Origin of the sequence: Streptomyces sp. H39-C1, from assembly GCF_027158125.1 — a bacterium.
In the GTDB taxonomy this organism is placed as follows: Bacteria; Actinomycetota; Actinomycetes; order Streptomycetales; family Streptomycetaceae; genus Actinacidiphila; species Actinacidiphila fildesensis.
Genome location: NZ_JAPVLS010000091.1, coordinates 7,183 through 18,743, shown reverse-complemented (window position 1 = coordinate 18,743; position 11,561 = coordinate 7,183). Strand labels below are relative to the sequence as shown.

Annotated in this window: 8 protein-coding genes and 1 pseudogene; 5 read left to right on the top strand and 4 right to left on the bottom strand. The window is 68.7% G+C overall.

Annotated elements, in window-relative coordinates; genetic code table 11:
* Window positions 1-31 precede the first annotated feature (31 nt).
* The 3 genes and pseudogenes from O3W51_RS39010 to O3W51_RS38995 all read left to right on the top strand — a co-directional run bounded on the left by O3W51_RS39010 (window position 32) and on the right by O3W51_RS38995 (window position 5,381).
* Window positions 32-2,728, top strand: coding sequence for a bifunctional acetate--CoA ligase family protein/GNAT family N-acetyltransferase (locus O3W51_RS39010; protein WP_269288640.1), 2,697 nt, complete (start codon window positions 32-34; stop codon window positions 2,726-2,728).
* 70 nt (window positions 2,729-2,798) lie between these two features.
* Window positions 2,799-3,320 (top strand): flavodoxin domain-containing protein, encoded by a 522-nt coding sequence (locus O3W51_RS39005; RefSeq protein ID WP_269288639.1) that lies wholly within the window; start codon window positions 2,799-2,801, stop codon window positions 3,318-3,320.
* A gap of 167 nt (window positions 3,321-3,487) precedes the next feature.
* A pseudogene (locus O3W51_RS38995) lies at window positions 3,488-5,381 on the top strand (PAS domain S-box protein).
* On the opposite strand, the gene O3W51_RS38990 reads toward O3W51_RS38995, so the two are convergent.
* Window positions 5,382-5,906: a DUF2231 domain-containing protein gene (locus O3W51_RS38990; RefSeq protein ID WP_138357817.1), complete on the bottom strand. Its 525-nt coding sequence runs from the start codon at window positions 5,904-5,906 to the stop codon at window positions 5,382-5,384.
* A 331-nt stretch (window positions 5,907-6,237) separates the two neighbouring features.
* Window positions 6,238-6,483 carry a hypothetical protein gene (locus O3W51_RS38985; protein ID WP_198359338.1) on the bottom strand — a complete coding sequence of 82 codons (246 nt, stop codon included), beginning with the start codon at window positions 6,481-6,483 and terminating at the stop codon, window positions 6,238-6,240.
* A 248-nt stretch (window positions 6,484-6,731) separates the two neighbouring features.
* Between O3W51_RS38985 and adhE the strand changes: the two genes are divergently transcribed.
* On the top strand, window positions 6,732-9,413 hold the full coding sequence (adhE, locus tag O3W51_RS38980) for a bifunctional acetaldehyde-CoA/alcohol dehydrogenase (RefSeq protein WP_198359337.1): 2,682 nt from the start codon (window positions 6,732-6,734) through the stop codon (window positions 9,411-9,413).
* Window positions 9,414-10,100: 687 nt separating this feature from the next.
* Here the strand turns inward: adhE and O3W51_RS38975 are convergent.
* Window positions 10,101-10,361, bottom strand: coding sequence for a hypothetical protein (locus tag O3W51_RS38975; protein WP_232486190.1), 261 nt, complete (start codon window positions 10,359-10,361; stop codon window positions 10,101-10,103).
* Here O3W51_RS38975 and O3W51_RS49080 point away from each other — a divergent pair.
* Window positions 10,287-10,517, top strand: a complete 231-nt coding sequence (locus O3W51_RS49080) for a hypothetical protein (protein WP_368860194.1) — start codon at window positions 10,287-10,289, stop codon at window positions 10,515-10,517. The genes O3W51_RS38975 and O3W51_RS49080 overlap by 75 nt on opposite strands.
* Before the next feature lie 114 nt (window positions 10,518-10,631).
* On the opposite strand, the gene O3W51_RS38970 is transcribed toward O3W51_RS49080, so the two are convergent.
* Entirely contained in the window at window positions 10,632-11,297 is a 666-nt protein-coding gene (locus O3W51_RS38970) for a class I SAM-dependent methyltransferase (protein WP_138357821.1), read from the bottom strand.
* Window positions 11,298-11,561: the final 264 nt, after the last annotated feature.

The window sequence follows — 11,561 nt, the reverse complement described above, 5'->3', positions numbered from 1 at the left end:
TCAGGAACGTTCCAGGGGAGAGAGGTCCGCCATGACGCACACCGCGCACCGCACCGAGAAGGTCCACGCGTTGCTTACCGACGGCAGGACGGTCGAGATCCGTCCCGCAGGCCCCGAGGACCGTGACCAGCTGCTGCGGCTGTACGAGGGGATGTCGGCGCAGAACATGCGCCTGCGGTTCTTCGGCGTGAGCCGTCTGTCGGGGCCACAGGCCACCGAGCGGGCCTGTTCCGGCCCCCGGAGCGGTCACTGCGCGCTGATCGCCGTCCGCGACGACCAGATCGTGGGGATCGCCGAGTACGAGATCGGTCCCGATCCCGGCTCCGCCGAGATCGCCTTTGCGGTAGCTGACGCGTTCCATCACTGCGGGGCTGGAACCCTGCTCCTGGAGCACCTCGTGCATGCTGCCCGCAAGGACGGCATCACGTCCTTCACCGCGGACGCGCTGTCGGAGAATCACCTGGTCCTGAAGGTCTTCGCCGACCTGGGCCTGAACACCGCCCGCCGCTTCGCCGGCACGGAGGTGCACTGCACGATCCAACTCGACCCGGACGAGGACTATCTCGCGGCGGTCGACGAGCGCGGCCGGACCGCGGACACCGCGAGCCTGCAACCGCTGTTGCGACCGCGCTCCATCGCCGTGGTCGGTGCCGGAACCAAGGCCGGATCGGTCGGGCGGGCCGTCCTGAAGAACATCCGTGACGCCGGGTATCCCGGCCGGCTCTTCGCGGTCAATCCCCACGCCCATGCCATCCTGCGCGTTCCCTGCTATCCGACGGTGACCGCTCTCCCCCACCCGCCGGACCTCGCGGTGCTCGCCGTACCCGCGCACGTCGTACCGGAGACCGCCGAGCAGTGCGGAACGAGTGGCGTGCGGGCGCTGGTCGTGCTCACCTCCGGCCTGGACGTCCACCAGTCGGCCGGTCTGCTCAGCGCCTGCCGCCGCTACGGCATGCGGTTGGTCGGCCCGAACTGCCTGGGCATCGCGAACACCGAGGACGAGGTCCGGCTAGACGCCACCTTTGCCGCCGACCGTCCGCGGACCGGATCCGCGGGAGTGGCCGTACAGTCCGGCGGTGTCGGAATCGCCCTGCTCAGCGGGCTGGCCCGGCTCGGGATCGGTGTGTCGAGCTTCGCCTCCCTCGGCGACAAGTACGACGTCAGCGCCAATGACCTCCTGCAGTGGTGGGAGGGCGACGGCCGCACCGACCTGGCCCTGCTGCACGTGGAATCGTTCGGTAATCCCCGGGCGTTCTCGCGGACCGCCCGCCGGGTCGCCCGCAGGATGCCGGTCCTGACCGTCGACGCGGGCCGGTCCGCGGCGGGCCGGCGCGCCGCCGCCTCGCACACCGCGGCGGCCGCGACCCCCACGATGACGCGGCAGGCGCTGTTCCGCCAGGCCGGCATCACCGCCACCCGTACCATCGGCGAACTCCTCGACACCGCGGCCCTCCTGAAGTCCCAGCCACTTCCCGCGGGCGGCCGGGTGGCCATCGTGTCCAACGCGGGCGGCGCGGCCGTGCTCGCCGCCGATGCCTGCGCGGAAGCGGGACTGACCGTCCCCGAACTGCCCGTGGATCTGATCACCCAACTGCTCCGGTTGCTTCCCGAAGGCGCATCCGCCACCAATCCCGTGGACGCCACCGCCGCCGTGGGGGAACGGGAACTGGGCGACTGCATCGACCGGCTCACCGCGCACGGCGCGGTCGACGCGGTCCTCGTCGCCCTGGTACCCACCGCACTGGCCGCGGCGACCGGCGACGATCCGATCCGGGCACTCACCCACGCCGCCCCGGGTCGTCGTTCCCGAACGGTCGCCGCGGTCCTCCTCGACCAGGGCGAACGGGTCCGCCTGCTGGAGGCCCCGGCCGGGGGCAGGGTCCCGGCCTACGCCGACCCGCAGGCCGCCGCCAGGGCTCTGGCGTACGCGGCCGACCGCGCCCGGTGGCTGGCTCAACCGGCCGGGTCCGTCCCCGAGCTCGCCGGTACCGACCCGGAAGCCGCCCGCGCGCTGGTCGGCTCCTTCCTCGCCGAACACCCCGAGGGCGGCTGGCTCGACCCACGTGGCTGTGCGGAACTGCTCGACTGCTACGGCATACCGCATCTGCCGTATGCCTGGGCCCGGAACGAACAGGAAGCGGTCGACGCGGCGGACCGCCTGGGCGGCCCGGGTCAGCGTGTAGCTCTCAAGGCCTACTGGCCCGGCCAGGTGCACAAGAGCGACCAGGGAGCGGTCCTGCTGGACCTGGAGGGCGAGCCCGAGGTGCGGGCCGCCCACCGCGATTTCACCGCCCGCTTCGGCGACACCATGACCGGCGTCCTCGTCCAGCCCATGGCCGAACGCGGCATCGAACTGGTCACCGGAGTGGTACAGGACGAGGTCTTCGGCCCGTTGGTGCTGTTCGGCCTCGGCGGCACCGCCACCGACCTGCTCGCCGACCACGCCGCCCGGCTCGCGCCGCTCGCCGACCGCGACACACACGAACTGATCACCGCTCTGCGCTGCGCCCCGCTGCTGTTCGGATACCGCGGCGCCGGACCGGTCGACCTGGAAGGGATCGAACAGCTGCTGCACCGGCTGTCGAAGATGGCAGGCGACCTGCCGCAACTCGTCGAGGCCGACCTCAATCCGGTGCTCGCACGGCCGGACGCCGTCTCCGCCCTCGACGTCCGTATCCGCCTGGTCCCCCAGCAGACGCACGACCCGTATCTGCGCCGGCTCCGCTGAGGAACAGCCGACCCGCGCCACCCGCGAGCACCGCCCACCACACGATGCACCACCCGAGGAGGAACCTCCGATGACCGCAACGAAGCCCCGGCGCACGCTCGTCGCCTACAGCAGCAAGAACGGGTCGACCGCCGAGATCGCCCGGTGGATCGGCGAGGAACTGCGCGAACAGCACATCGATGCCGAGGTCGCTCCCATCAGCGATGTCTCCAGCGTCGCGGCATACGACGCCGTGGTCCTCGGAGCCGGCCTGTACGCGGGCCGGTGGCCGGGAGAGGCCGTCCGCTTCGTCCGCCGCCACCGCCAGGCACTGACAGAACAGGACGTCTGGCTCTTCAGCAGCGGACCGCTCGACGGTTCCGCCACTGAGCGCGCCATCCCGGCCGCGCCCGCCGTCGCCCGCATCGCCGCCAAGCTGGATGCCCACGGCCACGTCACCTTCGGCGGCCGGCTCACCGATGGGGCCCGTGGATTCATCGCCCGCAGGCTCCGGAAGCAGCGCAAGGGAGGCGACTTCCGCGACCGCGAACAGGTCTGCGCCTGGGGCCGGAGCATCGCAGCCGAACTGACCGTTGTCAGCAACCACCACTGATCTGATGGGCATACCCGTCCGACGACATATCGCGGCATAGTCCCCAGGCAAATGAACAATTCTGACCGATCAAGGCCAGATTCAGTCCCTTCCGATGGCCCTGGAGGAAGACGGCTATCGTCCGACAAATCCCGTACCAACTGGTGCGGGCAACAGGAGGGACTGCGATGCCGACGTCTGTCCATGGCGGGAGTCCGGCGGAAGTGATGTTCCGGGCCTTGCTGGAATCCGCACCCGACGCCATGGTCATCATTGATGACGCCGGAACCATCCGACTCGTCAATGCCCAGACCGAGTCGATGTTCGGCTACTCCCGGCGGGAGCTCCTCGGGCACCCGGTCGAGATCCTGGTCCCCGAGAGATTCCACGGGAATCACCCCAGGCACCGCCACGGATATGCCGCGAACCAGCAGGTACGCCCCATGGGCGCAGGGCTCGAACTCTACGGACGGCGCAAGGACGGCCGTGGAGATCAGTCTCAGCCCGCTCCAGACGTCGGACGGACTGCTCGTATCGGCAGCAGTGCGGGATGTCAGCGAACGCAAGTCCGCCGAGGAGCGCATCAACGAACTCGCCGTGCTCGTCGAGTCATCGCAGGACGCGATCCTCGCCAAGACCCTCGACGGCATCATCACCTACTGGAACGCCGCCGCCCATCGCCTCTACGGGTACGCGGCGGAGGACGCGATCGGGAACTCCATTGCGATGCTCGCCCCTGCCGACTGCAAGGACGAGATCGCGAGCCTCCTGGAAAGGCTGGGCCGGGGAGAGCGCGTCGAACACTTCGAAATGTTCCGGGTCACCCAGTCCGGACGCCTGCTCGACGTCGACATCACCCTCTGGCCGATCAAGGGACGCGACGGAGCGATCGTCGGCTCCTGCTCGATCGTGCGGGATATCGCCGACCGCAAACGGGCCGAGGAAGAACTCACCGAGCTCTACCGGCAGCAGCGCCACATCGCGTTGACCCTGCAGCACAGTCTGATGGGCTCTCCCCCCGCGCTTCCCGAAATGCAGGTGGCCAGCCGCTATTTCCCGGCGACGCAAGGTGCGGGAGTCGGCGGCGACTGGTTCGACATCATTCCGCTCGGCGGCGGCCAGGTCGGCGTGCTCATCGGTGATGTCATGGGACGCGGCCTGGACGCCGCCGCCGTCATGGGCCAACTGCGCTCGGCCGCTCGGGCACTGGCCAAGACCGGCATCACGCCGCGGCAATTGATGAAAGCCCTCGACGCGTTCGTCGCCGACCTGCCCGATCAGATCGTCACCTGCTGCTATCTGGTCGTGGATCCGGACGCCGGCGAGGTGACGATCTGTTCGGCCGGACATCTGCCCGTCCTGCTCGTGCAGCCCGACACCTCGGTCGAGCACCTTCCCGCACCGGTCTGCGTGCCGCTCGGCGTCGGCGGCATCCCTTACCAGCAGGCCTGCATTCCGGTCATGGCCGGCTCCACTCTGGTGCTCTACACCGATGGACTCGTGGAGACGCCTCGCTCCGACATCGACGTCCAACTCAAACTCCTCGCGGTGGAGCTCCAGAGCGCGTTCCTGTCCGGGGTGTGCCTGGAAGAGGTTTCGGACAGGGTGCTGGCGGCGCTCCGCCCGGACGCGGACGGGCATGCGGACGACGTGACGCTGCTCCTGGCCCGGATCCCGGCGGCGCCGCTCGCCGCGGCCTCGATGAAGGTACCCGCCGACCCCGCCTCCGTCTCCGCCGGACGCCGCTTCGTGATGACCACACTGCGCAGTTGGGGTTGCGAGGAAGCGACGGAGTCAGCCTGCTTGCTGGCATCCGAGGTCCTCACCAATGCGATCAGCCACAGCCACCCCCGAGGAACTCTGGACCTGCGACTGCACCACACCGCACGGGAGATGACCGTCGAAGTCACCGACAGCAGCACCCACATCCCCCAGCTCCGGCACGCAGAATCGGGCGACGAGTCGGGCCGGGGACTTCTCCTCGTCGACACCCTGGCCACCGACTGGGGCACCCGCCCCACGGACGACGGCAAGACCGTCTGGTTCACGTTGCCCCTGAAACAGCCCGAACCCCTGGGTTAGTCAGCCGGCGACATGGCCGCTCGCGGCCGAATATCCGTCTCCCCATGCGGCCTTGGCCCCGGAATCCCCGATCCGGTAGACCTGCACCACTGCCCCTGCCCCGACGATGAGGGTCAGCGCCACCGCCGTCACCCGCACCGGCAGGCTCACCGATACAACGCCCCGGGGCATATCGGCATCAGGGGCCGCTCGGCCGGTCCCCTTGCGTCCGAACCACCAGAACGCCACGGCGAGAAGAAAGAGCCCGACGGCCCAGGGCAGCAGCCCGTCGCCCAGCTCGGCATGCCGGCGTACGAGAGCAGTGCGATTCACGCGGTGCTCCAACCACTCACCCGCGTGCGTGGTCAGCGGCACGCTGACCAGGGACACCAGCGCCAGCACGGGAAGAACGAGGCCGAGCCTGCTGATCCAGGCAGGCCATACGGCACAGACCACCAGGGCGAGAGCCGTGAGCGGCACCAGCACCACCACCACGTGGACCAGAAGAACATGAGCGGGCAGCCCATTGATGACAGTCGGCCCCATGAACAAGCACCTTCCAGAAGGATCGGTCGAGGGCGCCGAAGCTACTACACGCATGTAGACACTCAGAGCACATCGTTCACGCTCCGAAGGCCCGCCGTCCCGCCCCCTCCCCTGGGGTGAACCCTGGCGCATCCGTGTCGGCGCAGCTCAGCGGGCACGCTTGCCCGGGTCGTCCTTCGACAGCCGGCACGCCGGGAGCAGAAGCGAGGAAGGGCGGCGTGAGAGATTCAGAGAGAACTCAGAGGTTCAGGGACCCGTCATGTCCCCGCCCCCCGTCGCGTCGGCATCCCCGACAACGTGCCGCCTCGGATGCCGTCCCGGCGACCGGATCTCAACAGCGCTGCTCATGGTCACGGGAATCCCGCGGCCCGATGTAGTGCCGTTCCTCGATGACCCTGCTGCTCTCACCAGGACGACGGTGCGGCACGAAGGGGCTGCCCGCCGCCGCGATGACGAGCACTCCCAGACCGACCGACGGCCACGGCACCAGCGGACTGTGCACACCAACGATCTTCAGGACTCCCCACGCCACGAGCGCGATTCCGCCGAGCAGCCACATGGCGACCTCGTCAGTCACGGCCACGATTTTCCCGTCACCTCACCTTCGCTCCGCTGAAAGGCGCCCGCCAACGGGCCGGACGGCCCCCTCCTGGACCGAGAGGGTTCGTTCCTCCCCCGGTCCAAGGTGGTGACCTTCAACCCTGTGACGAGGGCCGAATGGCCACCTGTGCGGCGAGGCTCGTCGGCGCAGGCTGAGAACGCCAGTGAAACCAGGGGCCGCCTCCTTCGCGACCCGTCACCATCTTTGCTCCGAGGAGCGGTTCCATGACCAGGTCGAAGCCGATCGCCGGCGCCCACCTCGCGGCTGCCCACCACGACGCGAAGTCGTCGACAAACGGCAGCCCCGAGACCGATCGGGCTGTGAACAGCCTCGTCGACGGGGCCCTCCAGGCGTTGGAGGAGTACGCGGACTTCACCCAGGAGCAGATCGACCTCATTGTCAGGAAGGCGTCCCTGGCGGCCCTCGCCGAGCACACCGGTCTGGCCGCGCTGGCGGTCGAGGAGACCGGCCGGGGCGTCTTCGAGGACAAAGCCGTCAAGAACGTCTTCGCCTGTGAGAACGTCACCCACTCGATGGCGGGGATGAAGACTGTCGGGGTGGTGAGCCGCGACGAGATCACCGGCATCGTCGAAATCGCCGAACCCATCGGTGTCGTCGCCGGGGTCACACCGGTGACCAACCCGACCTCGACGACCATCTTCAAAGCTCTCATGGCTCTCAAAACCCGCAACCCGATCGTGTTCGCCTTCCACCCCGCCGCTCAGCGCTGCTCCGCGGCTGCGGCCCGCATCGTGCGCGACGCAGCCGTCAAGGCCGGAGCGCCTGCGAACTGCGTGCAGTGGATCGAGGAGCCCTCGATGCGGGCGACGGCAGCGCTGATGCATCATCCCGGCGTCGCGACGATCCTGGCGACCGGTGGCAACGCGATGGTGAAGGCCGCCTATTCGTGCGGCAAGCCGGCGCTGGGCGTCGGGGCGGGCAACGTCCCCGCGTACATCGAGAAGAGCGCGGACCTCAAGCGCGCGGTGAACGACATCGTGCTGTCCAAATCGTTCGACAACGGCATGATCTGCGCGTCCGAACAGGCCGTGATCCTCGACGACGAGGTGTACGAGGCGGCACTGGAGGAGTTCCGGACCCTCAAGGCGTACGTCGTGAACCCGCAGGAGAAGGCGGCACTGGAGCAGTACGTCTTCGGAGTCGGTACCGCTCATGATCGCGACTGCGCAGGTGCGGTGTTGAACGCCGCCGTGGTCGGCCGTTCCGCGGCCGAGATCGCACAGGCGGCCGGCTTCACCGTCCCGCAGGACACCTCCATCATCCTGGCACCGGTCTCCTTCGTCGGCGAAGGGGAGCCACTGACGCGCGAGAAGCTCTGTCCGGTGCTGGCCGTGCTGCGTGCGGCCGACCGTTCCGAGGGGATACGGCTGGCGGCGGAGATGGTGGAGTTCCACGGTCTCGGGCACAGCGCCGCCGTCCACACCGAGGACGCCGCGTTCGCCGAGGAGTTCGGGCACGCGGTGAAGGCCTGCCGGGTGATCTGGAACGCCCCCAGCTCGCAGGGCGGCATCGGCGACGTCTACAACGCCTTCCTGCCCTCGCTCACCCTGGGCTGCGGGAGCTACGGCCACAACTCCGTCTCCGGGAACGTCACCGCCTTCAACCTGCTGAACATCAAGCGGATCGGGCGGCGCAACTCGAACCTGCAGTGGTTCAAGGTCCCCTCGAAGATCTTCTTCGAGCGCAACTCCATCACCTATCTGGCCGACATGCGCGGTGCCCGCAAGGTCGTCATCGTCACCGACCGGACCATGGTGGACATCGGCCATCTCCAGCGGATCCGCGGCATCCTCGACCGGCGCACGACGCCCTGCGAGATCCGCGTCATCGACTACGTCGAACCCAACCCCAGCATCGACACCGTCACCAAGGGGGCCGAGCTGATGCACGGCTTCCAGCCGGACACCATCATCGCGCTGGGCGGCGGATCGCCGATGGATGCGGCCAAGGTGATGTGGCTGATGTACGAGCACCCGGACATCGACTTCGCGGACCTGAAGGAGAAGTTCTTCGACATCCGCAAGCGCGCGTTCACCTTCCCCGACCTCGGCGCGAAGGCCCAGCTGGTGTGCATCCCGACGACGTCCGGGACCGGCAGCGAGGTGACGCCCTTCGCGGTGATCACCGACACCGCCACCGGTCAGAAGTACCCGCTGGCGGACTACGCCCTCACCCCGAGCATCGCCATCTGCGACCCGGCGCTCACCACCCACCTGCCGAAGGCCGTCACAGCCGACACCGGATTCGACGCCCTGACGCACTGCATCGAGGCCTACGTCTCGGTCTATGCCAACGACTTCACCGATGGGCTGGCCCTCCAGGGGATCCGGCTGATCTTCGACCACCTGGAGCGCGCCGTCGCCGACGGCACGCACGACCTGATCGCCCGGGAGAAGATGCACAACGCGGGCACCATCGCCGGCATGGCGTTCGGTTCGGCCTTCCTCGGTGTCGTCCACGCGATGGCCCACACCCTGGGCGGGACCTTCGGCGTCGCGCACGGACGCACCAACGCACTGCTGCTGCCGCATGCCATCCGCTACAACGGAAGCACACCGGCGAAGGTCACCTCGTGGCCCAAGTACCGCAACTACATCGCCCCCGAGCGCTACCAGGCCATCGCCCAGGCCCTCGGCCTGCCGGCGTCCACACCGGAACAGGGTGTCGAGTCCCTCGCCGTCGCCGTCGAGCGACTGCGCGACGCCGTCGGCATCCCGCCGTCCTTCAAGGCCGCGGGCGTGGACGAGAAAACGTTCCTCGAAGCCTTGCCCCAACAGGCGATGAACGCCTACGAGGACCAGTGCGCCCCCGCCAACCCCCGCATGCCGATGCTCGCCGACATGCGGCAACTCATGCGCCAGGCGTACTACGGCTCTCCCGCCTGAGGCGGGCACGAGGGTGACCCGGTGGCAGCCGTTCAGCACGGGCGGGACAAGGACGCCGTCCCATGCCTGACCCTGGCCCTCACTTCAGGGCCCGGGTCAGGCCGTCGTGCGGGAGTGCTCGGCGGACATCATGGGGCGGCGAACCGAGTGCCGGCGCCGGCAGCTCACTTGTCCGGATGCTCACGTGTACGGAACGACGGCGACCGGCGCAGAGGAATGGTGGAGCAGGGCGACGGTGGTGGGCCGATGTACCTGCCGGTAGGCAGGTGACTGATGCTCCGGCCGACAATCAGCAGAGAGGTGTCGCCTGCTGCTTCCAGAAGCCGCTCCGCGGGCCGTCCCGTCACAGCTTTTCCGATCACCTCGACGCCGGGGAACTTGTCCCGCCAGTTGCGCATACCGGTCACCTGCCGCGCACGCGGGCATGACGCGACCTCCCGGACGGTCACCCACCATGGATCATCCCGTCCTACACGTCGCCGACCGCATCGAGCCGCGGCGTGTCTACTCGGCTGCTGATGTCGCCAACCTGCTCGGCGTCGTCCTCAGCAGCGTCTACACGCTCAAGAACGCCGGCTGTCTTCCGGGTGGCGAACAGCAAACTGTCGGAGCGCGCACACGTTGGGCATGGACAGGCGCGGCCCTTCTGGCGGCGCCGGGACGCGCCGAGGACTTTCCGGGGCTGGATCACGACGCGTACGCCCCTTCCAGTTGTGGCGATTCGGATGCCGCTGTGACGACTGCCTGGAAGCGCACAACACGGCATCCCGCGAGCGCCGACGAGGCGAGGCCGCCCAGATGTTCCCCGACGTGTTGCGTCAGAAGGTCCTTGATCTTGTCGAGGCCGGTAACCCGGTCAAAGACGCAGCAGAAATCGTTGGCGTCACAGCAGTCCGGATTTACGGGTGGGCCCGCCGCGATGAGGTTTTCAGCGCCGCCGTGAACCACGCCGCATGGACCCTGTGCACGGACCGGGGCGGATCGGCGTGCTCAACCGCGCGCCAGCACTCCGCGGGCTGCCGGGGGACCGGGCTGCCGGATCGCAGACCGACGCCGGTGCCTGAGTCGGTATCGCGCCCGGCCCGGCCGCCGCTCAGGACATGATCACCGCCTACGAGGCCCGCCCCAACGGCACCTGACACGGGGCACCTCCTGCGAGTGATCCCCCGTGGTGAGCGGCGTCCACAGGTCGGAGACCGGGTGCTGATGCGTTGGCGCTCATGGCCGTTCGGGTCTTCTGGCCAGAAAAGTGGCGATCGTTCGCTTGGCCCCTTCGTCGGGCTCCTGCATCAGGCGTGCGGTGACGATGAGTCCGGCCCGACCCAACAGCCGGGCGATCCGGTCCACCGGCAGCAAGTGGGAGGCGTAGGACACCGGATGGCCGCCGAACGCTTGCGTCGGCCGTAGCTCCTCCTCGTCGTCTCCCACATAGCCGGCCATCATCAGACGGCCGCCCGGCGCGAGCGTGCGCCGGAACTCGGCGAACACGACGGGCAACCACTCCGGTGGCGTGTGATGGGTGGAGTAGTGGGCCAGGATGCCGCCGAGCTCGTCGTCCCGGACGGGCAGCGCGGTCATCGACCCCACCGCGAACCGCAGCCCCGGACAGGCCCGTCGGGCGAGCTCGATCATCTTCGGGGACAGGTCGATACCGAAGGTGGACACCCCCAGCTCCGCCAGATATGCGGTGACCTTGCCCGGGCCGCACCCGAGGTCGGCGACCGGCCCGAGGGCGGCGGCCGCCCGCGCGACGTCAGCGAAAGCGGTCAGCATGGCGCGGGACAACGGATCAAGCTCCGCAGGATTCTTGACGATCTCCGCGTAGTCGGCGGCGACGGTGTCGTACGGCTCCCGGACCGCGGCAAGGTAGGAGGGTTCAGTCACACGGACGACCCTAGGCGAGGAGGGTGCTGACAGCCGGAGATCGGACAACCCTTGTCAGGTTCGGCGCACAACCCGTGTTGGGGAACGATCGACCGCGCAGCGCTACATGCGGCACATCACGGCCACGCCGGTGAATCACTTGATGAATGCCGGTGTGTTGGGCGTGCGGGCCCGGCGACGTACTTCAGCTCGTACTTCTCGAACAACGCGCGCACCTTCACCGCGACCTCGGCGTACCGGTTGCTCGGCAGGTCCGGGAACAGG